This is a genomic window from Rhodanobacter sp. Col0626, from assembly GCF_049994385.1.
GTDB lineage: Bacteria > Pseudomonadota > Gammaproteobacteria > Xanthomonadales > Rhodanobacteraceae > Rhodanobacter.
Genome location: NZ_CP188260.1, coordinates 2244433 through 2271410, shown reverse-complemented (window position 1 = coordinate 2271410; position 26978 = coordinate 2244433). Strand labels below are relative to the sequence as shown.

The window sequence follows — 26978 nt, the reverse complement described above, 5'->3', positions numbered from 1 at the left end:
TGAGATGTGGCGTGACCAGCGAGTCGTGGCTCAGATCCGAATAACGCTCGCGCACGATCTTGCCCATGCGCGGCTGAGTAAATTACTCGAGCGAAGTGTTTTCCTTGTCGAACAATCCGCGTTGGCGGGGTAAAACCCGGTGGTAATTTCGGCAAGAAGGGCAGTCACGCTCTCTAGTCAGGTTTTTGGAACAGGCATCACCATCTTCAGCTCTCCGTTGGGCAACGGAGTGTGCGGTGCGCCAGTTTGATCCAGTGACACATGGCATTCGTGCGCCGACATTACCGTGGCTTTGTCGTGGGATCACCTGACGCGGACCAATCTATGTGCGACGCATGGAGCGCCAGGTAATCGAGCAGCGGGGTGAGCAACATCACCTACGACCTGGCAAGCAAACTATCTATGCCAAAAGACACTCAGCCAGGGTGACTTTATGCATGCGGAGCAAGAAGGGGACAAGCGTAGTGTACGCGGCACTGCCCCTGGGTCGGGGCGCCTCCGAGGAACCCTCATGCACCACCGCGTCGACCGAAGCATGTTTTGTAGCGCCTTGTCGGCGGTCCTTATGATGTCGGCACTGACCACGCCGGTGATGGCGGCAAACGCGGCGCAGGACGGCGATACTGTAAAGGAGGTAGAACATCCTGGTTGCGAAAGCATGGACGCAAAAGCTTGTGTCCAGCAGGCCATCAACGCCATGGGTGGCTCGGGAAAGCTCGCAGGCATTCACAGCGCGAGCTACGAAACCATCGGACATACCGTCCTCGCCGAACAGTCGTATCGACAGCAGCCATTCATTACTTCGTACGAGCACGAGAAAGTAGTGGTTGATTTCGACCACCAGCGACTTGTGCGTGATGAGCATGTCACCTGGCCCGAGTCGGATCCGCATGGCGCTGACTTCGACGTCACCTTGATCGCGACGCCACAAGGCGGTGTCTATCAAACCAAGCAAGGTCAGGCGCCTTGTTCTCTCGCGGACATAGAGAGGGCCAAGGACACCTTGGCATTGGGACCGGAGCGCCTTCTGCTCAACGCAGTGGCGGCCACCGACCTGCATTACGCGCCCTCACAATGGCTGCGCTCTACACCGCACAGCGTGGTGGAGTTCACTTGGCAGGGCACGTCGGTGAAGGTCTTGCTGAATGCTCATAACCACCTTCCCGACGCACTGGAGCGCACGCATGCCTTCAAGGATTTTTGGTATGCCTGGGGAGATGTCGATCAGCGCATCTACTTCGACAATTGGCGTTTGGTCCAGGGCGTGGTGTTTCCGACCAACCGTGTCGATTGGCGCAACGGAGTGTGGTACGCCTCATCTCAGCTCATCGGCCCTGCCTTCAACGTTACGGTAGATGCGAAGAAGTTCGTAATGGATTCCGCGATAGCTGAAAAAAGCGCCCAGTCGACAGGCTGGAACCGCGAATTCAGCGACAAGAAGCGCGTCGAGCTGGCGCCGGGCATCGAGCTGTATCAAGGCTCATGGAACACGACGCTGATCAAGCAAAACGATGGCGTGCTGGTCTTGGAAGCACCGATTTCCAGCAGCTACGTACGCGGCGTGCTGGCCAAGGTACGCAGCGAGTATCCCGGCGTGCCAATCAAGGGTGTGCTCAGCACGTCCGATTCGTGGCCACATATTGCAGGCGTAAGGCAGGCCGTGGCAGACGGTGTGCCGGTGTACGTGCTCGACCTCAACAAGACGCTACTAAATCGGCTCGTGGATGCTCCGCATAGCTTGCAACCGGATGATTTGCAGTCTCACCCGAAGGCACCGAGCTGGACGATCGTGAGTGGTCACCTGGAGTTGGGCAAGGGGGCGAATCGCGTGGTGTTGTATCCACTGCGTGGTGCATCGACCGAACGACAGTACATGGTTTACTTTCCGCAATGGAAATTGTTGTACGCCAGCGACACCTTGGCTTTCAACAGCGACCACACGCTTTACGACCCCGATCTGATGTACGAGGTGATGCAGGCTGTCGCACGCGAGCACCTGCAGGTCGATACGGTGTATGCGATGCATCAAGGCCCAACGCCGTGGTCAGATGTTCACCGCCTTGTCGAACGGGCTATGTTGCGGCCGTTGGGAAGTAAGTCATAGGGTTGAAATCCATGCTGGCACCGGCGCTGATGCGCAATGGCAGCGAGCGCGTCGCGGAACTAGTCCGTTTCTCCAGTGCTTGGTGGACAGACTTCTCTTTGGCAATCCACTTTCCAGCAAGCTGGTTCTCATTCAAGCGGATGGCTTCCCCCGTCGCTTGAAACTCAGCGTAGGCCTCTAAGATGAAAGCAGTAACGGTAGTCCGGACGTTATCCGTCGGCGGGAGTGGGTCAACGAACGGTATGCAGAGGTCGGCTTTGTATCTTCGGATGCTCAGGATTTCATCGCGATCGCCGAAGTTGATGGTCAACGAGCCGCTATCGGACGCATCGTCACCTTTTCAGCGTTTGAAGGAGAATTGGGTGGCATGTATGTGCTCTCTCGATTCAGAGGTCACGGGCTCGCCAACCTCATTATTGATTTTCTCGTGCAGCGATGCGAGCTAACGAACCTTTACTGTCTGCCGTTCGCGCACTTACCAGCCTTATATGCTAAACACGGCTTCGTTGAAATCGAAGATCGCGCTAGCGCCCCGCAGAGAATCCGAGAGAAATTTGAGTGGTGTCAAACGCAATACCCAGACCCAGTCCGGTTAATGGAATTGGTCAGGACATTCAAGCACGCTCATGGAGTTCCAGCGCCTGGTAAAGAAATCAAGCTTTAGCCACCTTGAAGTCGGGCGAACTTGCATAGAGTCGATCGGCAACGTGCTCATTTACTGCCTGCATTTCGCGTTGGGGTAACGCTGGCTTACGACTTGTGGGCTTCAACCAGTTGACCTGATGGCGCCGCACTTCCGTTGAAAAATCACCTGGAGCTCACCCAGTATCACCGGCCCGGTGGATGCAGTTTCTCCCGTTTCGCTTCGCCACGTACAATGCTCCATCCGCCGCATTCAGAAACTTGTCGCTGTCCGGGTAGCGGGCCGTGGCCGTCGACGCGAGTCCGGCGCTGATGGTCACCACGTCCTTGATGCTGCGTGCATGCCGGATCTGCATGGCTTCCACCCTTCGCCGCAGCCGCTGCAGGATGTCTTCCGACGTGGCTGGGTCGTAGCCACCCATCAGGGCGACGAATTCCTCGCCGCCGTACCTGGCGACCACCACATCGGGTTGCTGGCTCGCCTCGCGTTGCAGTGCATGCGCGACGGCGACCAGGCAGTCGTCGCCGGCAAGGTGTCCGTAGGTATCGTTGAACGCCTTGAAGCTGTCGATGTCGATCATCGCGACGCTGAGCGCACGTCCCGTTTCCAGTGCACCCGCCCATTCGCGCCTGAGAAGACGATAAAAGCCGCGACGATTGAGCAAGGACGAAAGATCGTCACGCACGATGGCTTGCTGCAGTCCACGCTTGAGTTTTCGCAGATCATCCTCGAAGGCCAGGTGCTGCCCCAGCACGATGGCGTTGCGTGCCGCGTAGGACGTGATGGCGAGTATCAGCATGATCGTGGCGAGGAAGGGGTTCTTGCCCAGTTGCGCGAACGCGAGGCAGCACAAGGCCAGGCTCATCACGAAAGGGCTGATGCTTTCGGCGAAATGGCGGATCCTGCGGCTGGGACGGTAGCTGCGCAGCCAGACTTTGCGCCGCCGCCCCAGCAGAAAACCCAGTACCACGAAGGGCAGGCCGAGCAGCAGCTCGGGCAGGTACGACTCGCTGCTCAGGATAAAGCGGTTGTGGATGCCGGGCAGCACGGCATCGAGCCATGCAAAAACAGTGAGCACGAAGAAGAATCGCCGTTCATCCGATCGTTTCGTGGAGACCAGGCGTAGCGTGGCGAACACTGCCACGAACAGCCCCATCGCATCGAACATCCGCATCACGAACGTTGCCGTTGCCGATTCCTGCGTGGCTGCGTTCAGCACTTGGTGCAGCGTGTAATAGAACAGCGTCGCGATGGCGCATGCCAGCAGGGCATCGACGATGCTGGCCCAGCGATAGAGCGTGGCAACCGGGTTGTAGGCTGCGGCGATGGTAAGCAGGAGACTGCTCAGGCAGAAGTAGAGCGTCGGATCGAAGGCAACCAAGGTGCCCTGCGGATTGGACAGCGAGTCGGTGAACAGCAGGCCGAATGCGCATCCTTGTGCGACCAGCGCGAGCAGGAGCAGGCTCCAGAGCGGACGGTTGTGAGCGACGCTGACGCAACGCCGTCGCCAGCACAGCAATACCGTCAGCGCGAGCATGGCCAGCACGACGGCGTAACTCCACGAGAGCAAATGCAGCGGCGCCCATGCGATCACGCCCAACTGGGCCAGCAGCAGCGGCACATAAGCTCGGGAGATCCCGGCGTACATTTTCATCTCGCGATGTTCCGGTGCTGTGGATGTGGTATTTGGGCGTCAGCCTACGCGTCCGGCGCCCGTGGCTGAAGCCTGCCACAAAGTGCGGCTGCCCACAGGTCACGCGGTCACTGCGGCCGGATCCTGCCGCCACGGAGGATGCCGGTAACACCCATGGTCAGCGCCGGATCCGTGCCGGACCTGCGCGCACTACGTCGCGGCCTTGACTCCCGGTGTCGAGCCAATCAGCCGGCACCGGCGCGGCGTTCCCATCAGCGAACCGGTTCAGGCGTCTTTTCCTCAGCCGTCCAGAGCTTCGCCTCCACCTTCCCACCCAGCATCTGCTGCCTCACCAGCGGGATCGGCGGGCCGCCGTAGCTGAGGAACTGGTCGTGGAAGGCCTTCAGCGCATTCGGGCCGGGGTGGGCGGCGATCCAGTCCTGGCGCAGCTGCATGATCATCAGCTTGCCCAGCGTGTAGTTGAGGTAGGCCGGATCGTAGGTGCCGCGCGCTGCCTGCTGGCGTGCATTGCCCGGATCCTGAAAGGCCTTGTCCCGGAACATCTGCTCGGACTGGGCGATGGTCATGCCGCCGGTGTGCAGGCCAATGGCGGACAGGTAGCGCACGTCACGGAGCAGGGCGTTGGTGAGCTGCCCGATATGGACTTCCGGCGTGGCGCCGCCCACGCCGGCATCGAACATCATTTCTTCGGCGTAGTGTGCCCAGCCTTCGGCGAAGGCGTAGCCGACGAACAGCTGGCCGAACTTCCAGTCGGCGCGGTTCGCGTGCAGGAACTGCAGGAAATGGCCCGGCCAAACTTCATGCGAGGACACGAACAGCAACGCGGCCTTGCCTGGCACGTAGGCCTGCTGGTCGGCCTTGCTCCAGGTCGGATCCGGCGGCGCGATGTAATACACCGACGGCAGGTTTTTTTCGTACGGGCCGGGAATCTCGATATAGGCGAAGTTCCAGCGATTGAACGGCGGCGCCTCTTCGGCCTTCGCCTGTTCGGTGCCGGGAATGCTTGCCAGGTTCTTGTCGACAATGAACTGGCGCAGGCTCGCGAGCTGTGCACGCGCGCCCGCCACGGCACCGCCGACTGGCTTGTCGGCGCTCTCCTTGGCGACGCATGCGTTCAGCGATGTGCCGGGAGCATATTGATCGCAGGCGGCCTTGAGGGCTGCGAGGTTGCGTTGCAGGTCGGACTCGCCAATCTTCTTGAGCTGGTCCAGCGGCAGGTCGACCAGCTCGGTCGCATGCAGCATCTTGGAGAATTTTTCGGCGCCCAGTGCGTAATCCTGGGTGGCTTTCGGTTTCTGCGCCTTCAGCCAGTCGCCCAGCTCCTGCGTGGCCTTGATGGCGGCGGCATTGCTGGCCTTGAAACGTGCTTGCAGGGCGGTGTCCTTCACTGGCGCGAAGATGCCGGGCACATCGGTCTTGAAGAAGCTGGCGAAACCGGCGAACGAGTTGACGCCGACATCGATGTACGACGCGGGTAGCGGCAGCTTGAGGTTGGCCTTGATCTGCGCCAGCGCCTTGGGCAGTGCCTCCTGGTAGCTGACGAACGCCGCCATGCGCTGGGCCAGCGGTGCGTACGGCCGGGTCAGATACATGCTCGGTGACAGGTCACCGGTGTAAAAGGTCGGGTTCTTGTACGGCGCGCCGGAATCTTCCAGCCAGAACAGTTGGCCATCGATCACCGCCAGCACGTAGTCGCGTTGAAAGCGGCCCTGCGCATCGAGCTGGTCGTTGCCGAAGGCGGCGAACGTGTTGCGTTGCGCGTGCAGCCAATCAGCCGTTGCCTTCAGGCCATCCGGGCTGTAGTCAGGCAGTTTCCCGTCGAACTCGTGCTTGCCGGCGTTGGCGGCAAACACCGGGCTGTGCTGGAAAAAACCACTGAGAAAAGTATCGACCGCCGTGGTCAGCGCTGCTCCCTGGTTGGTGGCCGTGGCCTTGGCGGTCGATGCGCCGGCGGGTGTCACCGCCTGCGCGGGTGGCGATGCGTCGGGCGAGCAGCCGACAAGGAGAATGGAGGCAACGACAGCGGACAGCGTGAGTACGCGGAACGGGCGCATGATCGACTTTCCCCTCTGGGTGGAAGCGTCGAGCCTAGGCGTTCCGGCGCAAGCGTGCAAACGGAAAACGCCGGGTGGCAGGCATACAGCCGTGGCTGGCCAGTCCGCTCCGTCCACCGACGTGCTGGTCGACCTTCGGCATGCGTGCTGCCAGCTTCTGCGGAAGACCCCGGTGGCACTCGATCGGGCTGAACTGTTTCAGTTTCTCGCCTTGTTCAAGGCTACCCTGATCGCTTCCAGCAACTGCTCACCGCCAAACGGCTTGCGCAGAAGCACGCCGCATTCGGGAATGTCGGCACAGTGGACCTCGGGGTCGGCGGTAATCACGACGACGGCGATGGTGGGATGGTGCTCAACCGCCTTCTGACAGATGTCGATGCCGGACATGCTGCCGGCAAGGATGACGTCGGCGACGATGACATCGACAGGGGAGTGCTGCATGTGGCTGACGGCGCTAGCTGAACCGCGCGCTCGAATGCACCGGAAACCGTCGACGGCGGACAGCAGCAGGTCGATGGATTCGAGTACCAGGTCGTCGTCGTCGACAATGAGTACGGTTTTCGTTGTGTCCATGCGCCCCCCCGGGAATCAATGCCACCAAGGATATTCCTGATCAACGACCCTGGGCGAGAATCCGGCAGGGGGCGACCCGCAGATTTCAGCTTTTCGTATCGGGCATCTCGACCACCGAGGTCGAGTCGTCCGGGCGCTTCAACAACCACGCCAGCACGGGCGGCGTGACCATGGCGGTGAGCAGCGACATCGCCACGATGATGGCGTAGATGCGGTTGCTGAAGACGCCGGCGGCAAGACCGAGGCTGGCGATGACCACGCCGACTTCGCCACGCGGCACCATGCCGAAACCGATGATGACGGCGCTGCGCCGACCCATCGACAAGGCGCCGAGAAAACCGCCGAGCAGTTTGGATACGATCGCGATCACGGTGACGACGGCCAGCATCACCAGTGCATCGAGGCTGGTGAGCTCCGCAAGATCTACCTTGGCGCCGGTCACCACGAAGAAGAACGGGGTGAGGAAGGACAGCAGTGGCAGCGTCTGGTGTTCCAGATCCTCGCGCTGGCGCGTTTCGGAGGCGATCATGCCGGCCAGGAACGCGCCGATGATCGCGGCCAGTCCGAAACGGGTGGACAGCCACGCCAGGCCGAGACAGATCGCCAGCACCACGGTCAGCGCGGAGTGCGGACTGATCGGAGCTTCCAGCCATCCGGAGCGGCGACGCATCACCTGGGTGCCACCCCAGCCGATGATCGCGACGAAACCGACCGCACCAAGCAGGGTGAGCAACAGTGATTGCAGGTCCAGCGAGCCGCCGCCCTGCAGCGAAGACACCACGCCGAGAAGCAGCATCGCCAGGATGTCGTCGATCACCGCGGCGCCGAGGATGACCCGGCTCTCGGCATGTTGCAGCACGCCCAACTCCTGCAACACGCGAGCCGTGATGCCAGCCGACGTGGCCACGAACGCGGCGGCGACGAACAGCGACTTGATCCACTCGAACCCTTCGCCGTGCGCCCACAACACACCCATGCCGAACGGCACGATGACGCCAAGCACACCGACCAGAAAGGCGCTCTTGCCGACCTTCTTCAGGTCGTCGAGACGGGTTTCCAGACCGACGGAAAACAGCAGCAGCACCACACCGATCTCCGCCAGTACATCCAGCGGCGTGCCCGGCACGATCTGGTCGGCACTGATCCAGCCGAGCAACGAGGGCCCGACCACGCAACCGGCGGCGATCTCGCCGACGACGCCGGGCAGCTTCAGGCGCTGGGCGATTTCGGCGCCGATCTGGGCCGCCACGAAAATGACGAACAGGGTTAGCAGGATGTCGGCGGCGTGGTGCATCAAGGGTCGTCCCGTCGGTTGGCTACCGGATAGTACAGGCCCGCGTTGGCGCGTGATGAATCAGCCGCCGAACACGGCTGCCGTGAGCCACAGGTGCAACGCGATACTGGCGACGTAGCCCAGCCCGATCGCCCAGCTCCAGCGCAGATGGCCCATGAAGGTGTAGCTGCCGCGGGAAGCGCCCATCAGCGCGACGCCGGCTGCCGAGCCGATCGACAGCACGCTGCCGCCAACACCGGCGGTCAGCGTGATCAGCAGCCACTGGCTGGCATCCATCGGCGGATTCATCTTGATCACCGCGAACATGATCGGAATGTTGTCGATCACTGCCGAAAGCAGGCCCATTGCAGCATTGGCGGTGGTCGCACCGAGATTGCCGTACAACTGGTGCGAGGCCAGTTCCAGATAACCGATGGCGGCCAGGCCGCCAACGCAGGCGAATACGCCGAAGAAGAACAGCAAGGTGTCCCATTCCGCATTCGCGATGATCTGGAAGATCGAATAACGCTGCGCCTCCATGCCCTGTGCCAGTGCGTAACGTTGCTGGCGATAATCGATGCGGCTGGCCAGCAGGTTGAGCAGCGCCAGGCCGGTGAGCATGCCGTAGACCGCCGGCATGTCGAGCCATTGGCGGCCGATCACGGTGATCACGATGGTCAGTGCAAACGTGAGGCAGATGCTGATGCCGCCGTGTTTGATGTGGCTGTTTCCATCGGCGGCGTCCGGCTTGCCGCGGGGCAGGGCGAAATGCATCGCCAGCGCGGGCATCAGCCAGTTGACCACGGCAGGGAAGAACAGCCGGAAGAAATCGAAGAACTGCGCCTTGTTCGCCTGCCACACCATCAACGTGGTGATGTCGCCGAACGCGCTCCAGGCGCCTCCGGCATTGGCCGCCACCACCAGGTTGATCATCGCCAGCGTGATGAATCGCGTGTTGCCGGCACCGACGGCGAGGATCACCGCCGACATCACCAGCGCCGTGGTCAGGTTGTCCATCACCGGGGACAGCATGAAAGCCAGCAGTCCGGTAATCCAGAACAGCGCGCGATAACTGAAACCGTGCCGGACCAGCTGCGCGCGCAACGCCTGGAACACCCCGCGCTCGCCCATGGCGGTGACATAGGTCATCGCTACCACCAGGAAAAAGAAGATCTCCGCGTATTCGAGGAACATCGCCTCGAACGCATGGCGTGTCTGCCCGGCGACACCACCGGCGCCACCTTCATACCAGGCGATCATGCCCCAGATGATCGCCGCCGCCAGCATGACCGGCTTCGATTTGGCGATGTTGATGCGCTCCTCGAAGATCACCGCGACATAGGCCAGCACGAACAGCACCAGCGCGGCCCACCCGATCGGATGGTGCACGAGGCCAAAGTTCGCTGTGTCGCCGGGTTCGGATGCCATCGCCAGCGGGCTGGCAAACAGGGTGGCCACGGCAATGGCAAGCCAGCGCATGAGGAATCCTTCAATGAGGCGTCATGACGCCGATCGACACACAGGGTATCAGCCTGCAGCGGTGCCAGGCACCACGCGGTCTGCGCTTACGGCGTGCTTGGTGCCACCGCGGCGGATGCCGGGCGATCGTGCCGCAAACGGCTGAACACGCGGCTGGCGATGGCCGTGATCACCGCCAGCAGGATCACTGTCCAGCGGAACGCCATGACGTAGTCGGCATGGGCGTGGCCCTGCAGCATCGCTTCCATCAGCAGGGTGGACAGCGCGATGCCGAAACTCATCGCCAGGTATTGCGCGGTCGAGGCCATCGACGAAACCATCGACGCATGCTGAATATCCACATCGTTGTAGATCAGCGTGTTCATCGCGGTGTACTGCATGCCGGCAAACGCGCCGTAGCCGAACGTCAACACGGCAATCAGCCATACCGGGGAGGTTGGACCGAGCAGGGCGAACGATCCAAGCAGCACGGCCACGATCAGGGTGTTGCCCAGCAGCAACCGGCGATAGCCGAAGTGCACTATGGCGCGGTTGATCGCCCATTTGGCGGTGATCGAGCCCAGCGCCTGCGGCACCATCATCAGGCCGGCCATCAATGGCGACCAGCCGCAACCCACCTGCAGGAACAGCACCAGCAGCAGGAACATGCCGGAGATGCCGAGCCGGGTGAACAGGCCACCGGCCAGCGCGACCCATACGCTGCGGATCTTCAGCAAGGCGAGATCGGCCACCGGATGCGCGGTGCGCCGGCTGTGCCAGACGTAGACCGTGCCCATCAGCACCGCGACGACACCGCACAGCCCGATCCGTACCCAAGGCACTGGCGTGGCACCAGCCAGTTCCGACGCGGTCAGCAGCAACGCCGAGGCGGCGGCGAACAGCAGGAAGCCGAACAGGTCGAAGCGATTGGCGTGATCGAGCCGGTAGTCCGGCATGTCGCGTTTGTTCATCCACACACCGGCAATCGCCACCGGCACATTGATCAGAAAAATCAGCCGCCACGAAGTGAACTCCACCAGGGCGCCACCCAGCAATGGACCCAGCACGGAGCCGAGCAGGCCGAACGTGGCCACCGTGCTCATCGCGCGCACGAACTCGCGCTTGTCGATACTGCGCACCAGCACATAGCGGCCCACCGGCATCAGCGAGGCGCCGCCGACGCCCTGCAACACACGCGCGGCGACCAGTTGCGGCAGCGTCTGCGCCACGCCGCAAAGCAGCGAACCCACGCCGAATACCACGATCGCGATGCCGAATACCCGGCGCGTACCCAGCCGATCGCACAGCCACGGACTGGCCGGGATCAGGATCGCCAGGGTCAGCACGTAACTGGTCAACGCCGTGCGCATGCCCAGCGGCGTTACCTGCAGCGCTTGCGCCATGGCCGGCACGGCCGTGTTGACCACGGTGGAATCGAGTGACTGCATGAAGAACGCAGCGGCGACCAGCCAGAGCAGGCCACGGAAGCGTTCGCTCGAGGAAATTTCCGACAAATCGGTGGTGGCTATCGCTGGCGTGGAAACGGCAGCGGCAGCAGCGTCGGCATCCGCAGCGGCTTGGTGAGACATGGGCCACTATGATACCTGCTATGACAGCTTGCTTTTTGCATGCGTGATCCGCAGAGTCAGCCTTGTTTCATCTGTCCGTCATACCCGGACAGGTAAAACGACCATTGTCAGCAACCATGCGCGCCGGGACCATTCGTTCCGGCGTGTGCTTTTGTGCGGCAGGAGCCGCCTGTACCAGGAAAAGTCATGAGCAAGCCACCGATCACTATTTCACGTATCGACATGGAGAGCATCGAAGCGTTGCTGGAACGCCAGAGTGCCGCCGAGTCTGCGAAACTCGATGCGCTGCGTGCCGAACTGGATCGCGCCGACGTGGTCGAGCCGGCGGCCATGCCGGCGCATATCGTGACGATGAATTCCACGGTCACTTTCGAGGACGAAAGCAACGGCGAGAAGCTGACCCTGACCCTGGTCTACCCGGCCGCTGCCGGTACGCCCGGCACGGTATCCATTCTGGCGCCGGTGGGCAGCGCCTTGCTGGGCCTGGCGCGCGATCAGCAGATCGACTGGCCGACGCCGGACGGCCGCAAGCGCCGCCTGAAGGTGCTTCAGATCAGCTATCAGCCGGAAGCGGCAGGCCATTTGCACCGTTGAGAGCAATGGCACCGGCCGGACTGGGTCGGTGTCGCTAAACTGCGGGAGATTATGAGGAGACCCGCATGACCGAACGACCGGCCTCTGCTGAAACCGTCGCCCGCGCCGCTGCACTGCGGGCGCAGATCGAACAGGCCAACCACCGTTACCACGTGCTCGACGACGCGGACATCACCGACGCCGAGTACGACCGCCTGATGCGCGAACTGGACGCGCTGGAAGGGCAGTATCCCGAGCTGGCCGCGGCCGATTCGCCCACGCGCAAGGTGGGTGCGCGGGCGCAGGGCGGTTTCGCCGAAGTGCGCCATGCGATTCCCATGTTGTCACTGGGCAACGCGTTCGAGCAGGACGGCGACACCGAGCGTGAGCGTTTCCACGAGGTAGCCGAATTCGAGCGACGGATCGAGCAGACGCTGGACCGGCGCGAACCGGTGTTTTCAGTGGAACCCAAACTCGACGGCCTGGCGATCAGCCTGCGCTACGAACACGGCGTGTTCGTGCAGGGTGCCACCCGCGGGGACGGCGAGACCGGCGAGGATGTCACCGCGAACCTGCGTACGGTGCGCGCGATCCCGTTGAAACTGCGTGGCAAGGGCTGGCCAGGCGTACTGGAAGTGCGTGGCGAAGTGATCATGCTGCGCAAGGACTTCGAAGCATTCAACGAGCGGGCACGCGCGCATGACGAAAAGCCGCTGGCCAATCCGCGCAACGGCGCTGCCGGATCGCTGCGCCAGCTCGACCCGGCGATCACCGCGAAGCGGCGGCTGAGTTTCTTCGCCTACGCGATCGGCGTGGTCGAAGGCGGCAAGCTGCCGCCGACGCATTCGGCCACGTTGCAACAGCTGCGCGAGTGGGGTTTCCCGGTATCGCCGGAAGTGGACATCGCACGCGGCTTCGACGGCCTGATCGCGTACTTCCAGCGCATTGGCGCGAAGCGCGACAACCTGCCGTACGACATCGATGGCGTGGTCTACAAGCTGGATGACTATGCCGGCCAACGCGAGATGGGTTTCGTCTCGCGCGCACCGCGCTGGGCGATCGCGCACAAGTTTCCGGCGCAGGAACAGACCACGCGCCTGCTGGACATCGAGATCCAGATCGGTCGCACCGGCGCCGTCACGCCGCGCGCGCGGATGGAACCGGTACAGGTGGCCGGCGTCACGGTGACCTACGCCACGCTGCACAACGCCGACCAGGTGGCGCGGCTGGATGCGCGCGTGGGCGACACGGTGATCGTGCGCCGCGCCGGTGACGTGATTCCCGAGGTGGTGCGGGTGATCAAGGAGCAACGGCCACCCGGCACGACGCCGTGGACGATGCCCACGCATTGCCCGGTGTGTGGTTCCGCGCTGCTGCGCGAGGAGGGTGCGGCGGCCTGGCGGTGTTCCGGTGGGCTGATCTGCGCCGCACAACGCAAGGAGGCACTGATCCATTTCGCCGCGCGCCGTGCGATGGATATCGAGGGCCTGGGCGAACGTTTTGCCGAGGCACTGGTGGAGCTCGACATCGTGCATACGCCAGCGGACCTGTATCGCCTGGGCGTGGACGATCTCGTCGACATGAAACACCGCATCGACGAGCGCGACGGCACCACACCGGAGACAGTGAAGGCCGGCAAGGTGGCAACAAAGTGGGCCGAGAACCTGGTGGCGGGTATCGAGGCCAGCAAGCACACCACGCTGGCGCGTTTCCTGTTTGCCCTCGGCATCATGCACATCGGCGAGAGCACCGCGAAAACACTGGCGGCCTGGCTGGGCCAGCTCGACTTCGTGCGCAGCACGCCGGCATCGGTATTGCGCGTGTTGCCGGATGTCGGCGCCGAGGTCGCCACGTCGATCGCCGGCTTCTTCGAACAGGAAGGCAACCAACAGGTGGTCGACGCACTGCTCGCCGCCGGTATCACCTTCGGCGATGAAGGCGCCCCGTCGCCGCTGCTGCGCGAGCGATTGAATCTCGGCGTGCTGCTGGGGATGGCCAACGTCAGCAAACTCGGCCCCAAGAGCTGCAAACTGCTGGCACAACATTTCCCCACACTGAAGCAATTGCAGTCCGGCGGTGCAGCGCACTGGATCACCGCCGGCGTGCCGCAGGCCGCGGCGACCGGCCTGGAGTCCTTCCTCGCCGATCCGGTGGCGTTACACGCGTTGGGTGATGCGGAGAAAGCGATGCGGCGGTTGCTTGATGCGATCCCGCCGTCGGCGGAAATCGCTCAGGCGCCATTGGCCGATCAGACCTTCGTGCTCACTGGCACACTGGCTTCGCTCAGTCGCGAGGAGGCGAAGGAACGGCTGGAGGCGCTGGGCGCCAAGGTGTCCGGTTCGGTGTCGAAAAAAACCAGCGTGGTGGTGGCTGGAGAAGCTGCCGGCTCCAAGCTGGAAAAGGCGCAGGAGCTGGGCGTGACAATCTGGGACGAGGCGCAATTGCTGGCGCTGTTGAACGAACACGAGGCTGGCTGATGGGCGTTGGATTGCGAGCGGCCCTCGAGCTGCGTGCGCAGCTCTACGCGCAGATCCGCGCGTATTTCGCCGAGCGTCACGTGCTGGAAGTGGAAACCCCGATTCTGTCGGCGGCCGGCAATACCGAGCCGAACATCGAGAGCTTCAACACCATCTTCAGCGGCCATGTCGACGCGGGTGCGCGCGAGCGCTGGTTGCGCACTTCACCGGAATTTCCGTTGAAACGCCTGCTCGCCGCGGGTGTCGGCGATTGCTACGAGTTGGGACGGGTGTTTCGCAATGGCGAGGCGGGTGGCCGGCACAATCCCGAGTTCACCATGCTGGAGTGGTATCGGGTCGGCTGGGATCATCGCCAACTCATGCAGGAAACCATCGCGATGGTCGAGGCGGCGCTGGCGATGGCCGGACGGCGCGCCGAGGTCGTGGTGACGAGTTATCGGCAGCTGTTTCTGGATGAGCTGGGCATCGATCCGCTGCGGGCGCCGGTCGATGAACTGCGCCTGCCGCTGGCCGAGTTCGGTATCGATCCGGCGGGGCTTGGCCACGATGACTGGCTGGACCTTCTGATCACGCACAGGTTGCAGCCGGCGTTCCCGCGTGACCGGATCACCGTGATCCATGATTATCCGGCGAGCCAGTGTGCGCTGGCGAGACTTCGGCCCGGCGACCCGCCGCTGGCCGAGCGTTTCGAGTTGTACCTGGGGCGCTACGAGCTGGCCAATGGCTATCACGAGTTGAACGACGCGGCGGAACAGCGTGGGCGCTTCGAGCGTGACAACGCGGTGCGCCGCACGCGCGGGTTGCGTGAGATTCCGCTCGACGACCGGTTGCTCGGTGTGCTCGACAACATGCCCGACTGCGCCGGCGTGGCGCTTGGCCTGGAACGGCTGCTGATGTGTCTGGCGGAAACCGATGAGATCGCCGACGTACTGGCGTTTTCGTTCAACCAGGCCTGACGACGCGAGATGAATCAACCGTCTGCCGCGAACGCTGCCGGTCGTCCGCGCTGGCCGCGCGCTGCGGGTAGATCCAGGTCATGTGTTTACCAAACTTCCCGGATCTACCCATGTGCAGCTCAGGGATTGTCGCCCTTGATTTCCGGTAACGCGGCCTGTTCGCTCCAGAGATAACGGTAGATCAGGCCACCGATGATGCCTCCGACGATCGGCATCACCCAGAAGAACCACAATTGCCCGATCGCCCAGCCGCCCTGGAATAACGCCACGCCGGTCGAGCGCGCCGGGTTCACCGAGGTGTTGGTGACCGGGATGCTGATCAGATGGACCAGGGTCAGCGCGAGGCCGATCGCAATGCCTGCGAAGCCCACGGGCGCACTCTTGTGCGTCGCGCCCATGATGATGAAGATGAAGAAGCCGGTCATCACCATCTCGCACAGCGCCGCGGCACCCATCGAATAGCCACCCGGCGAATGCGCGCCATAGCCATTGGAGGCAAAGCCGCTGGCGGCGGCGTCGAAGCCGGGCTTGCCCGAAGCGATCACGTAAAGCACCAGCCCGGCGACGATGCCGCCGATCACCTGCGCGATGATGTACGGGATCACCTCCTTCAACGGAAACCGGCCTCCGGCAGCGAGACCGCAAGTTACCGCCGGATTGATGTGACAGCCGGATATGTGGCCGATGGCGTAGCACATGGTCAAAAGAGTCAGGCCGAACGCCAGCGCGACGCCAGCAAAACCGATGCCCAGTTGCGGAAATGCAGCAGCCAGCACGGCACTGCCGCAGCCACCCAGAACCAGCCAGAACGTGCCGAAGAATTCGGCGAACAAACGCTTGCTCATGCTCATCAGGAAACTCCTTGTCGGTTGATTGCAGACGCACGCGACATCACCGTGTGCGCGACTCGGCACAACATGCGGAAATGTTTTCCCCGGAACCGAATCGGCTTGCAGCAACGCAGGCCGTGGACCTGCGCGTCGCAACCCGATTATCCGCAATCCCTGCCGGACGCACCTAGCATAAGCGATGCCTGCGTCGGCTACGAGCACTGTATCGAAGCCATCCGCATTGCGTGGCAATGCGTTATGTTGCGGCATCATTGCCCGAACGATCCGTGGAGCCACCGATGTCCGATGTTGCCATTTCGCCCCCGTCGAATGGTCCCGCGCCTGCACGCGCACTCGACCGACGCGATCTGCGCACCTTGAGTCTTTCCGCCCTGGGCGGTGCCCTGGAGTTCTACGACTTCGTGGTGTTCGTGTTCTTTGCGATTCCGCTGAGCCATCTGTTCTTCCCGCCCGACACGGCGCCATGGCTGGCGCAGTTGCAGGTGTTCGGCATCTTTGCCGCGGGTTACCTGGCGCGCCCGCTGGGCGGCATCGTGATGGCGCACTACGGCGACAAACTGGGACGCAAGAAGATGTTCACGCTCAGTGTGTTCCTGATGGCCGTGCCGACGCTCTGCATCGGCCTGCTGCCGGTGCATGCGCAGATCGGCATGCTGGCACCGTTGTTGCTGTTGCTGCTGCGCGTGGTACAGGGCATCGCGGTGGGTGGCGAGGTGCCCGGTGCGTGGGTGTTCGTGTCCGAACACGTGCCGCCGCAACGGATTGGCTTTGCCTGTGCCAGCCTTACTTCGGGACTCACCGTCGGCATCCTGATCGGTTCGCTGGTGGCGGCGGCGATCAGTAACTACATGACACCGGCTGCGGTGCTCGACTGGGGCTGGCGGGTGCCGTTCCTTGTCGGCGGCGTGTTCGGTTTCTTTGCGGTGTGGCTGCGCCAATGGCTCAGCGAGACGCCGGTGTTCGAGGCGATGCACGCGCGCCGTGAGTTGGCCGAAGGGCTGCCGCTGCAGCAGGTGTTCGAGCGGCACCTGCCGAGCGTGCTGCTGTCGATGCTGCTGACCTGGATGCTCACCGCCGCGATCGTGGTGCTGATCCTGATGACGCCATCGCTGGTGCAGTCGGTGTTCCATGTCGCGCCGGCACAGGCATTCCTCGGCAATAACGTGGCTTCATTCGCACTGGCGGTGGGCTGCCTGTTCTATGGTTGGCTGGCCGATCGCATCGGCTTCGCGCACGCGTTGCTGTTCGGTGCCATCGGCCTGCTGGTCTGCGGCTATGCGTTGTACGTCGACCTGCAGGGCGGTGCCGCGCACTTCATCGGCCTGTACGCGCTGACCGGTTTCGCGGTGGGCGTGGTCGGCGTGGTGCCGGCATTGATGGTGATGGCGTTTCCACCGGCGGTGCGCTTCTCCGGCCTGTCGTTTTCGTACAACGTTGCCTACGCACTGTTCGGCGGCCTGACCCCGCCACTGATCGGCTTGCTGGTAAAGAAGTTCGGCGTGTTGGCGCCGGCGCATTACGTCGCATTCACCGCCTTGATCGGAATTGCCGTCGCGGTCTCGCTGTTGTCTGTCCGGCGTCGTGCCGGTGTGGTGGAGCCCGTCTAGAACTCCAGCTCCTGGGCGGCGCACAGATAGTCGACCAGCGGCGCGACCCGCTTGAACATGGCGACGGTCCAGGGCAGCAATTCGTCGGAACAGGCCAACGCCTCGTCGAACGTCGTGGTGGCGATGAAGTCCTTGCGTTTGAGGTCGTCGATCAGTTCATGCGTGGGGTCATAACCGCGCGGCGGGCGAATCAGTGATTCGCCGCCCAGCTTCAGGTGTTCGCGGAACGCCTTGCTTTGGGTCGCACGCTTCCACGCCGCCGGGTTGTCGGCCAGGAATTCGCGGATGTGTTTCAGCGCATCCGGCTCCGGGTGCCACAGGCCGCCGCCGGCAAAGCATTCGCCTGGCTCGATGTGCAGGTAGAAACCCGGTGCCTGGATTTCGTGGCGGCGCTCGTGGAAGAAGCGCGAGCCCTGCCACGACTTGTAGGGCAGCTTGTTGTTGGAGAACCGGGTATCACGAAAAATACGATACAGCGAGCCGCCACTCTTGCGAGGGTCGGCGCGGTAGTGCGAGCTGATCTTCGCCAGCGGCGCCTGCAGGTCGGTAATCAGTTCGAGGAACGGCTCGCGCACGTGCCGCTCGTAGTCATCCTTGTGCGCGTGGAACCAATCGCGGCTGTTGTTGCGATCGAGCGCGCGAAGGAAGCGGAAGGTGGCGGGGCTGAAGTAGCTTTTCGACATGGCAGCTCGTTGCAAGATGGAATCTGGGGAGTCCGCCATGATGCATGGAACACGGAGCCTGCGTAAGGCTCACTTCTGGTCGGCGCAGGCGCTCACGCCAACTGTTCGCCCCATGCCTGCAGCTGGTCGAGCAGCCCCAGCTTGTCCTGTGCCTGCGGATCGTGGCGCAGTTCGCCGATGCGGGCGAAGTAGTCCTCGAGAGTGAGGCCGGTCAGCGGTGTGTGGCGGGTTAGCCGCGCCTGACGGAACGCCTCCCAACGCGTGCGTTCCTCGGCATCCAGCGTATCGGGCCAGTTGCGGGCGCGATAGCGGAACAGCAGTTCCGGATAGCGTGGGTCGCGGAACGGAAACTCCCGCGTGCCCAATTGGGCCGGTGGCGTGGCGCGCACCTGGGACAGCAGGCGCTTGTCGGCGTCGGGCAGGAAACCGCCGCCGTACAGGGCCAGCTCGGGATCTTCCGGCGGCGGCAGTTCGGCGGCGTGCTGGAACACGCGGCGCAGTTTCTCGGCCAGCCCCTCGACGGCGCGCAGTACGTCGCGATGCGCCAGGCAGCGCACCAGCTCCAGTTGGAGACGGCCTTGGTCGACGCCCTGAAGTACCGACAGCGGTGCCAGTGCCGGCGCATGGTTGGCGCGTACCGTGCGCAAAGGGATGCGCTCGATGCCTTCGGGCAGGTCGGCCCGCGCCGTGAAGATGCGGTCGGCGATCTCGTCTTCGTCCAGCGCCAGCCATTCGGTGGGATCGGTTGCCAGGTCGTACACGATGACCTCGCCGGCGCGAGTGGGGTGTGCCGCTAGCGGCGCGATGAGGGCCAGACAGTGGCGGCTGGCCGGGTAACGCGAGGACACGTGCACCATCGGCGTCATGTTCACCACGTCGAGCAGCTCGAACACCTTCTGCTTGCGGCGCAGGCCGTAATACCAGTCCCACAATCGAGGCTGGCGCACGCGGATCAGCCGGGCCAGGTCGATCAGCGCGTATACGTCCGAAAGGGCATCGTGTGCGCGTTCCTGCTTGAGCTGGTTGGCACTGGCCAGGTGCTCTAGCTTGAAGCTCGGCGAGCCATCCTCGCGGGTTGGCCAGACAATGCCTTCGGGGCGCAACGCCTGGCACATGCGCACCAGGTCGATCAGGTCCCAGCGGGAATTGCCGTTCTCCCACTCGCGACCGTATGGTTCGTAGAAGTTGCGGTACAGCATCTGCCGGGTGAACTCGTCGTCGAAGCGCAACGAGTTGTAGCCGACCCCGCAGGTGCCCGGCGTGGCCAGCTGCTCGTGCACGCGAGCGGCGAACTCGGCCTCGTTGACGCCTTCGCGTTCGGCCAGCTGGGGGGTGATCCCGGTGATCATGCAGGCGTCGGGGTGCGGAGGCATTTCCAGCGATGGCTTGCCATAGAACATGACCGGCTCGCCGATGACCTCCAGCTCCAGCGTGGTGCGGATGCCCGCGAACTGCAGTGGGCGGTCGCGCCGCGAGTCGGCGCCGGAAGTCTCGTAGTCGTGCCAGAAGAAAGTGTGCATGGCGTGATGATCGCATGGGCCAAAGCGAGAGCGGCAAGACTGATAAACTCCCGCCACAAGGAGAGCTCATGAGCCAAGCCAACGAAGACAACCTGATCTGGATCGATCTGGAGATGACCGGCCTCGACACCGACAACGACTCGATCCTGGAGATTGCCACGGTGGTCACCGACAAGGAGCTGAACGTACTGGCCGATGGACCGGTCTTTGCGATACGCCACGAAATCGACCGACTGGAGTCGATGGACAGCTGGAACACCAACCAGCATCACAAGTCGGGCTTGTGGCGTCAGGTGCTGATTTCGCAGACCGACCATGCCATGGCCGAACAGGCCACGGTGGATTTCCTGCGCGCATGGGTGCCGCCGGGCAAGTCGCCGATGTGCGGCAATTCGATTTGCCAGGACCGTCGCTTCATGCACCGGCAGATGCCACGGCTGGAACGCTACTTCCACTACCGCAACCTGGACGTTTCCACGCTCAAGGAACTGGCCCGCCGCTGGGCACCGGACATCGCCAAGGGGGTCGGCAAGGAGTCGGCGCACACGGCCTTGTCCGATATCCGCGACTCCATCGCCGAGTTGCGTCATTACCGCCGTTTCATGGGCGAATTGGGCGGCCAGGCCCAAGATTGAGCAGCCGGCATTGAATGCGATGAGGTCATGAGCATGTCGATCGATCTGTTTGCACCGGTGCTGGACTGTGCCGGACGCCCGCTGCGACTCGACCGTGCGCGCGTGGTCGGCATCATCAACGTCACCCCCGATTCGTTTTCCGACGGCGGCGCGCATGCCAGTGTGGATGCGGCCGTGGCGCATGGCTTGCGCATGGCGGAGGAGGGCGCCGACATGCTCGACGTGGGTGGTGAATCGACTCGGCCCGGTGCCGCCGACGTGCCGGTGGAGGAAGAGCTTCGCCGCGTGCTGCCGGTGATCGAGCAATTGATCGCGCGCACCGATCTTCCGATCGCGGTCGACACGTCCAAGCCCGAAGTGATGCGCGCGGCAGTGGCGGCCGGCGCCGGCATGATCAACGACGTCTACGCGCTGCGTCGCGATGGCACCATGGATGCCGTCGCCGAACTTGGCGTGCCGGTGTGCCTGATGCACATGCAGGGCGAGCCACGCAGCATGCAGGCCGAACCGCATTACGACGACGTGGTTGGCGAAGTGCATCGATTCCTTACTGACCGCCTGTTTGCCTGCGAGCTGGCTGGCATCGACCGGCGCAAGATACTGGTCGACGTCGGCTTCGGCTTCGGCAAGACGCTGGAACACAACGTGGCGCTACTGTGCGCGCTGGAGCGTTTCGCCAGCCTGGGCAGCGGCGTGTACGCTGGCTTGTCGCGCAAATCGATGATCGGCACGCTGACTGGTCGCAGCGAACCGGGCGACCGCGCCGCCGGCTCGGTGGCAGCGGCGTTGATCGCGGTTCAGCGTGGCGCACGCATGGTGCGCGTGCACGACGTGGCGGCCACGGTGGATGCGCTGGCGGTGTGGCAGGCCGTGCATGCCGTCGACTCGGTACCAAAACGCGAAGAAAAACCAGGCATGCCGCGCTGGCCGGACGACGATTGAGCGATCGGTAAAGCGGTACGACAGGGACAGGGAAAACCTTTCGGGATTGTGGACAGAATGAATCAACGCAAATATTTCGGCACGGATGGCATTCGCGGCTTGGTCGGACAATGGCCGATCAGCGCGGACTTCATGTTGCGGCTGGGTCGCGCTGTAGGCAGCGTACTGGCGCGTGATGGCAAGGAGCGACCCAAGGTATTGATCGGCAAGGACACCCGAATCTCCGGTTACATGTTCGAATCGGCGCTGGAAGCCGGTTTGGTGGCAGCGGGAGCCGATGTGGGGCTGCTGGGTCCGATGCCGACGCCGGCGGTGGCCTTCCTGACACGTTCGATGCGTGCCCAGACAGGCATCGTGATCAGCGCCTCGCACAACCCGCATCACGACAACGGCATCAAGTTCTTCTCCGCCAATGGCGAGAAGCTGTCCGACGCGGTCGAACTGGCGATCGAGCAGGAAGTGGATGCCGCGTTCGTCACGGTATCGTCCGAGCAACTGGGCAAGGCCCGCCGGATCGATGATTCGGTGGCCCGCTACGCGGAGTACTGCAAGGCGACCGTGGAGGAGGATTTCAGCCTGCGCGGACTGAAACTGGTGCTGGATTGCGCGCATGGCGCGACGTACCAGGTGGCGCCGAAGGTATTCGCCGAACTGGGTGCCGAAGTCACCGCGATCGGCGACAAGCCCGACGGGTTCAACATCAACCGCGAGGTCGGCTCGACTCATCCGCAGGCGTTGCAGCAGGCCGTGCTGGCGCATGGCGCCGACATCGGCATCGCATTCGATGGTGATGGCGACCGCGTGCAGTTGGTCGATCGGCATGGTGCGTTGGCCGATGGCGACGACATCCTGTACGTGCTGGCGCGCAGCTGGCATGCGCAGGGACTGCTGCAAGGTCCGGTCGTCGGCACGCTGATGAGCAATTACGGCCTGCAGCTGGCGCTGGCCGAACTCGACGTACCGCTGATCCGCGCCAACGTGGGTGACCGTTACGTGATGCAGCAATTGCGCCAGCACAATGGCGTGCTCGGTGGCGAAACCTCCGGCCATATCCTGTGCCTGGACCGTGCCACCACGGGTGACGGCATCGTCGCCGCGCTGGCCGTGCTGGAAGCGTTGGCGCGATCCGGTGAGGATCTGGCGTCTGCCAGGCAGGGTCTGAAGAAACTGCCGCAGGTGATGCTCAACGTACGTGCCGACGGCGCCCGCGAAGCCCTCGCCGGCGGCGAGGTGCAGCAGGCGCTGGCCGAGGTCGAACAGATCCTGCACGGCCGTGGCCGGGTGGTGTTGCGTGCCTCGGGCACCGAACCGCTGGTGCGTGTCACCATTGAGGGATCCGATGCGGAGGAAGTGCAGCAGTTGGCAGAGAAGCTGGCGGGGATTGTAAAATCCGCAGCCGAACGCTCGTGAACCTGTAGCGGTATTGGGTCGCCATGGATTGGCCCGACGTACCCCGCCCTAAGCGGTGGCGGATCAACGACCGCATGCCCAACCTGGTGACTACAGCCATGAAGAATGTTCCCACCCTCGATATCCGCCGCTACGAAACCGACCGCGACGCCTTCGTCGCCGAGATCGGCGCGGCCTATCGCGAATTCGGTTTCTGCTGCATCAATGGCCACGGCATCGCGCGCGAACTGATCGACGGCTCGTACGACGTGTTCCAGCGCTTCTTCGCACTGCCGACCGAAACCAAGATGAAGTACCACATCGCCGGCGGTGGCGGTGCACGTGGCTATACGCCGCTCAAGGTGGAAACGGCCAAGGACAGCCAGCACGCCGACCTCAAGGAGTTCTGGCACATTGGCCGCGAGATCCCGCGCGACTCGAAGTTCGCCGATGTGATGCCGCCGAATGTCTGGCCAGGCGAGGTGCCGGACTTCAAGCAGTACGGTTACGGTCTGTACGAGGCGCTGGATCAGCTCGGTACCCGCGTGCTGCGCGCGCTGGCCCTGCACATCGACCAGCCTGAGAATTTCTTCGAGGACAAGACCGACGTAGGCAACTCGATCCTGCGCCCGATCCACTATCCGCCGATTACACAGGACGCCGATTCTGATGAGCCTGGCCCGAACGTGCGCGCCGGCGCGCACGAGGACATCAACTTCATTACCTTGCTGGTCGGTGCCAGTGCCGAAGGGCTGGAAGTGCTGAGTCACGGCGAGTGGTTGCCGATCACCACCGAGGGCGATGCGATCGTGGTGAACATCGGCGACATGCTGCAGCGGCTTTCCAACCACGTGTATCCGTCCACCTCGCATCGGGTGATCAATCCGCAGAACGAGAACGCGCGCAAGCCGCGTTATTCAGTGCCTTTCTTCCTGCATCCGAACCCGGACGTGGTACTGGATCCGCTCGATTCGTGCATCACGCCGGACAACCCGCGCCGCTACGACACCTCGATCACTTCGCACGAATACCTGATGCAGAGACTGCGCGAGATCAAGCTGATTTGAGGTTCTACGCCATCCAGAAGAACACGGCGGTCATTCGTTTGGCCGCTGTCTGCAGCCCCCAATACGCGCTGGCGCTGTGGATCAGGTTGGCCTTGTAGACCAGCAGCCGGTTGTAGCGATGTGCCACGCGGACATCTTCGACAAACGCGTTCGGCTGCACGAAGCGATTGCCCAGCGCCTCGACCAGATTGCGGTGCGGCGGCATCACGATATTGCCGCCAAGCTGGCCGCCATGCATGCGTTGCCTGAAGAAACTGGTGCCACATTGCTCGGGCACATCGGGGTTCAGATACAGCACGGCGGCATAGCGGCACAGATTCGTTGAATCGGTATGCGGTTTGACCGCGCCCTCCACGGAACCCACGACCTGCACGCAGTTGTGGTTGAGGTGGGTGCCTTCTTCGGTCTGCTGGACCCACAGCTTCCTTGCGCCGGTCAGCTGGCACACCTTGGCATCCAGCGTGGCCAGTTCGTCGTCCAGCAAGGCGGGAATGGCGCGCATGCCTGGCCATACTTCGGCGGTATACGGGTAGCCCATCTCCCAATCGGTCTTGGCCAGGCAGCGGGCATGCACTTCATCGGCGTTGGGCAGCACGTCATCCACCACCCAGTAATCGCGGCCTTCGGCAGGCTTGCGGTAAGGCAGTGGTCGCATCTGGGTCGGGAAAAGGGACATGGCGTCGATGGTCGATGGCGGACAGGCGTCAACAGTAGTCGATGCGACGATGCAAATTCGCGAGGCAGGGCGCGTATCGATCTAGACCTGGGTATTCCGGTAGCGCTTCGATTGCCGTGCAGTCAACCACATGGCCAAACGGTCCGGCATCAACTGCATCGCAGACTTGATGATTCGGTTGACCCGACCCGGAATGTAGACGGCATCACCGCGCTCGACCGCATCGATGCCTTGGCGAACCACATCTTCCGCGCCCAGCCACATGAAGCCAGGCAACTTGTCCATCTTGTCGCGAGTACGCGTGACATCGTGAAACTCCGACCAGGTGAATCCCGGGCACAGGGCACTGACATGCACCCCGAGCACACGATTCTCCAACGCCAGCGACTGCGAGAACTTGATCAGGTAAGCCTTCGTGGCGGCGTACAAAGTGTGGCCGGCCGGTCCGGGGACATGCCCGGCGAGCGAGGCGATGTTGATGATGCGGCCATGGCCGCGTTCGCGCATGCCGGGCAGCAGCCGCCAGATCAGTTCGGTCGGCGCAGTCAGCAGCACCTGAAGAAAATCCGTATGGGTGGTCCAGTCATTGGCATCGAACGTGCCCGGTACGCCGTAACCCGCGTTGTTGACCAGCCAGTCGATCTGCAGGCCACGCTGTTCCAGCGTGGCGCACAGCGCCGCCGGTGTGGCCGGATCGGCAAGGTCGTGTGGCAGCACAGTGATCTGGGCGCCATGCTGATGCTGAAGTTCGGTGGCCAGGGCTTGCAGTCGGTCGGTGCGACGGGCAGTCAACACCAGATCGTGGCCGAGCGCGGCAAGCTGTCGTGCAAACGCGGCACCGATGCCGGATGAAGCACCAGTGATCAGGCTGAGCGGTCGGGTGGAAGGCATGTGGCATATCCTGCGGGCGATCGGACATTCTTGACCGGCTGGTCGGTCGATGCCAATGGTTCAACAGGTTTGCCGGAAGTCCGGTCGCTCGGTAAGCTTGCTGTTTGTTCGCAGCGGAAGCAGACCATGCGCAAGAAATTTGTCGCCGGCAACTGGAAAATGCATGGCAGCCGTTCGATGGCCAAGGCCCTGGTGGACGACATCGCCGCCGGGCAGCCGGATGGCGTCGATGTGGCCGTGTTTCCGCCGTTTACCTATGTCGCCGAACTGGCCTGGCAGCACGCCAACGACGGATTGGGCATCGGAGCCCAGGATGTCAGCGAGCACGAAGGGCAGGGCGCCTATACGGGCGAGGTTTCCGCTGCGATGCTGGCGGACGTGGGTGCGCAGTGGGTGCTGGTCGGCCATTCCGAACGCCGTCAATATCATGGCGAAAGCAACGAACTGGTCGCCCGCAAATTTGCCGCAGCCCGCGCCGGCGGGCTCACCCCGATCCTTTGCATGGGTGAAACGCTGGAACAGCGCGAAGCTGGTGAAACCGAGGCTGTCATTGCAGCCCAGTTGCAGGCGGTGTTGTCGCTCAACGGCATCGGCAGTTTCGATACGGCTGTGATCGCCTATGAGCCCATATGGGCCATCGGCACCGGGCGTACCGCCAGCCCGGAGCAGGCGCAGCAGGTGCATGCGTTCATTCGTAGCCAACTGGAAAAAGAAGATGTTATGATTGCCCGTCTGACCCGACTGCTTTACGGCGGCAGCGTCAAGGCGGCCAATGCCGCGGAATTGTTCGCGCAGGCGGATGTGGATGGAGGGCTGATCGGTGGGGCTTCCCTTACCGCATCCGACTTTCTTGGAATCTGCGCCGCGGCGCATCAGGCGCTACAGGCTCAATAGAAACCTTATGTTCGTCATTTTCAGCGTGTTTTACATTCTGATCGCTGCGGCGATGATCGTGCTGATCCTGCTGCAGAACGGCGCGGGTGCCGATGCCGGTTCCGGCTTCGGCGGCGGCGCGTCGGCGACGGTGTTCGGTGCGCGTGGTTCATCCACGTTCCTGACTCGCGCTACCGGTGTGCTCGCGGGTCTGTTTTTCCTGCTCAGCCTCGGCATGGGCATTTACCTGCACAGCAACGGCGCTCCACATCAAAGCGCCGGTGATCTGGGCGTCATGGGCGCGCTCAACAACAAGCCGGCCGCGCAAAAGGCAGTACCGGCCGCGCCAGCGGCAACGGAAGTGCCTTCAGCCGCTCCTGCTGCAACCAACAACGCCGTACCGGCAACGCCGGCGGCAACCACCCCGACCCAGAGTCAGGGTGAAGTGCCGGCAGCGACCAAGCCGCCGGCCAAGCACTGAGCAACACAC

The 26978-nt window shown here is 63.1% G+C and carries 24 protein-coding genes; 12 read left to right on the top strand and 12 right to left on the bottom strand.

Going from position 1 to position 26978, the window contains the following annotated elements:
• Window positions 1-511 precede the first annotated feature (511 nt).
• Complete coding sequence (locus ACPPVV_RS09610) at window positions 512-2104, top strand: hypothetical protein (protein WP_426699681.1); 1593 nt, start codon at window positions 512-514, stop codon at window positions 2102-2104.
• Here the strand turns inward: ACPPVV_RS09610 and ACPPVV_RS09605 are convergent.
• Complete coding sequence (locus ACPPVV_RS09605) at window positions 2073-2414, bottom strand: hypothetical protein (protein ID WP_426699680.1); 342 nt, start codon at window positions 2412-2414, stop codon at window positions 2073-2075. The two genes, ACPPVV_RS09610 and ACPPVV_RS09605, sit on opposite strands and share 32 nt — an antisense overlap.
• Between ACPPVV_RS09605 and ACPPVV_RS09600 the strand changes: the two genes are divergently transcribed.
• On the top strand, window positions 2316-2768 hold the full coding sequence (locus tag ACPPVV_RS09600; RefSeq protein WP_426703208.1) for a GNAT family N-acetyltransferase: 453 nt from the start codon (window positions 2316-2318) through the stop codon (window positions 2766-2768). The two genes, ACPPVV_RS09605 and ACPPVV_RS09600, sit on opposite strands and share 99 nt — an antisense overlap.
• A gap of 154 nt (window positions 2769-2922) precedes the next feature.
• Here the strand turns inward: ACPPVV_RS09600 and ACPPVV_RS09595 are convergent, their stop codons facing one another.
• From ACPPVV_RS09595 to ACPPVV_RS09570, 6 genes are all read right to left on the bottom strand, one after another.
• Window positions 2923-4401: a diguanylate cyclase gene (locus ACPPVV_RS09595; protein ID WP_426699679.1), complete on the bottom strand. Its 1479-nt coding sequence runs from the start codon at window positions 4399-4401 to the stop codon at window positions 2923-2925.
• A gap of 251 nt (window positions 4402-4652) precedes the next feature.
• Window positions 4653-6455 (bottom strand): DUF885 domain-containing protein, encoded by a 1803-nt coding sequence (locus ACPPVV_RS09590; protein ID WP_426699678.1) that lies wholly within the window; start codon window positions 6453-6455, stop codon window positions 4653-4655.
• A 198-nt stretch (window positions 6456-6653) separates the two neighbouring features.
• Window positions 6654-7028, bottom strand: coding sequence for a response regulator (locus ACPPVV_RS09585; RefSeq protein ID WP_426699677.1), 375 nt, complete (start codon window positions 7026-7028; stop codon window positions 6654-6656).
• A gap of 85 nt (window positions 7029-7113) precedes the next feature.
• Complete coding sequence (locus tag ACPPVV_RS09580; RefSeq protein ID WP_426699676.1) at window positions 7114-8322, bottom strand: cation:proton antiporter; 1209 nt, start codon at window positions 8320-8322, stop codon at window positions 7114-7116.
• A gap of 60 nt (window positions 8323-8382) precedes the next feature.
• On the bottom strand, window positions 8383-9780 hold the full coding sequence (gene nhaD, locus ACPPVV_RS09575; RefSeq protein ID WP_426699675.1) for a sodium:proton antiporter NhaD: 1398 nt from the start codon (window positions 9778-9780) through the stop codon (window positions 8383-8385).
• Between the two features lie 86 nt (window positions 9781-9866).
• Window positions 9867-11348 (bottom strand): MFS transporter, encoded by a 1482-nt coding sequence (locus ACPPVV_RS09570; protein WP_426699674.1) that lies wholly within the window; start codon window positions 11346-11348, stop codon window positions 9867-9869.
• Between the two features lie 186 nt (window positions 11349-11534).
• On the opposite strand from ACPPVV_RS09570, the gene rnk reads away from it, so the two are divergent.
• The 3 genes from rnk to epmA all read left to right on the top strand — a co-directional run bounded on the left by rnk (window position 11535) and on the right by epmA (window position 15354).
• Window positions 11535-11942, top strand: coding sequence for a nucleoside diphosphate kinase regulator (rnk, locus tag ACPPVV_RS09565; protein WP_426699673.1), 408 nt, complete (start codon window positions 11535-11537; stop codon window positions 11940-11942).
• Between the two features lie 65 nt (window positions 11943-12007).
• A complete protein-coding gene (ligA, locus tag ACPPVV_RS09560; protein ID WP_426699672.1) occupies window positions 12008-14398 on the top strand; it encodes an NAD-dependent DNA ligase LigA in 2391 nt (796 codons plus the stop codon).
• On the top strand, window positions 14398-15354 hold the full coding sequence (epmA, locus tag ACPPVV_RS09555) for an EF-P lysine aminoacylase EpmA (protein WP_426699671.1): 957 nt from the start codon (window positions 14398-14400) through the stop codon (window positions 15352-15354). The genes ligA and epmA overlap by 1 nt, the downstream gene beginning before the upstream one ends.
• 119 nt (window positions 15355-15473) lie before the next feature.
• On the opposite strand, the gene aqpZ is transcribed toward epmA, so the two are convergent.
• On the bottom strand, window positions 15474-16205 hold the full coding sequence (aqpZ, locus tag ACPPVV_RS09550; RefSeq protein ID WP_426699670.1) for an aquaporin Z: 732 nt from the start codon (window positions 16203-16205) through the stop codon (window positions 15474-15476).
• Window positions 16206-16483: 278 nt separating this feature from the next.
• Here aqpZ and ACPPVV_RS09545 point away from each other — a divergent pair, with 278 nt between their 5' ends.
• Window positions 16484-17812, top strand: coding sequence for an MFS transporter (locus tag ACPPVV_RS09545; RefSeq protein ID WP_426699669.1), 1329 nt, complete (start codon window positions 16484-16486; stop codon window positions 17810-17812).
• Here ACPPVV_RS09545 and ACPPVV_RS09540 read toward each other — a convergent pair.
• Both ACPPVV_RS09540 and sbcB read right to left on the bottom strand, forming a co-directional pair.
• Complete coding sequence (locus ACPPVV_RS09540) at window positions 17809-18495, bottom strand: DUF2461 domain-containing protein (protein ID WP_426699668.1); 687 nt, start codon at window positions 18493-18495, stop codon at window positions 17809-17811. The genes ACPPVV_RS09545 and ACPPVV_RS09540 overlap by 4 nt on opposite strands.
• A gap of 92 nt (window positions 18496-18587) precedes the next feature.
• Complete coding sequence (gene sbcB / locus ACPPVV_RS09535) at window positions 18588-20015, bottom strand: exodeoxyribonuclease I (RefSeq protein WP_426699667.1); 1428 nt, start codon at window positions 20013-20015, stop codon at window positions 18588-18590.
• A gap of 68 nt (window positions 20016-20083) precedes the next feature.
• On the opposite strand from sbcB, the gene orn reads away from it, so the two are divergent.
• From orn to ACPPVV_RS09515, 4 genes are all read left to right on the top strand, one after another.
• Window positions 20084-20650 (top strand): oligoribonuclease, encoded by a 567-nt coding sequence (gene orn / locus ACPPVV_RS09530; protein ID WP_426699666.1) that lies wholly within the window; start codon window positions 20084-20086, stop codon window positions 20648-20650.
• A 27-nt stretch (window positions 20651-20677) separates the two neighbouring features.
• Window positions 20678-21592, top strand: coding sequence for a dihydropteroate synthase (gene folP / locus ACPPVV_RS09525; protein ID WP_426699665.1), 915 nt, complete (start codon window positions 20678-20680; stop codon window positions 21590-21592).
• Window positions 21593-21649: 57 nt separating this feature from the next.
• Window positions 21650-23002 (top strand): phosphoglucosamine mutase, encoded by a 1353-nt coding sequence (glmM, locus tag ACPPVV_RS09520; RefSeq protein ID WP_426699664.1) that lies wholly within the window; start codon window positions 21650-21652, stop codon window positions 23000-23002.
• A 98-nt stretch (window positions 23003-23100) separates the two neighbouring features.
• Window positions 23101-24048 (top strand): isopenicillin N synthase family dioxygenase, encoded by a 948-nt coding sequence (locus tag ACPPVV_RS09515; RefSeq protein ID WP_426699663.1) that lies wholly within the window; start codon window positions 23101-23103, stop codon window positions 24046-24048.
• A gap of 4 nt (window positions 24049-24052) precedes the next feature.
• Here the strand turns inward: ACPPVV_RS09515 and ACPPVV_RS09510 are convergent, their stop codons facing one another.
• Together ACPPVV_RS09510 and ACPPVV_RS09505 are read right to left on the bottom strand one after the other, a co-directional pair.
• Complete coding sequence (locus tag ACPPVV_RS09510) at window positions 24053-24724, bottom strand: DUF6445 family protein (RefSeq protein ID WP_426699662.1); 672 nt, start codon at window positions 24722-24724, stop codon at window positions 24053-24055.
• An 81-nt stretch (window positions 24725-24805) separates the two neighbouring features.
• Window positions 24806-25615 (bottom strand): SDR family NAD(P)-dependent oxidoreductase, encoded by an 810-nt coding sequence (locus tag ACPPVV_RS09505; RefSeq protein WP_426699661.1) that lies wholly within the window; start codon window positions 25613-25615, stop codon window positions 24806-24808.
• A 126-nt stretch (window positions 25616-25741) separates the two neighbouring features.
• Here ACPPVV_RS09505 and tpiA point away from each other — a divergent pair, with 126 nt between their 5' ends.
• The gene (tpiA, locus tag ACPPVV_RS09500; RefSeq protein ID WP_426703207.1) at window positions 25742-26509 is read left to right on the top strand and encodes a triose-phosphate isomerase; all 768 of its coding nucleotides are present in this window, start codon (window positions 25742-25744) and stop codon (window positions 26507-26509) included.
• A gap of 7 nt (window positions 26510-26516) precedes the next feature.
• Window positions 26517-26969, top strand: coding sequence for a preprotein translocase subunit SecG (secG, locus tag ACPPVV_RS09495; protein ID WP_426699660.1), 453 nt, complete (start codon window positions 26517-26519; stop codon window positions 26967-26969).
• Window positions 26970-26978 lie beyond the last annotated feature (9 nt).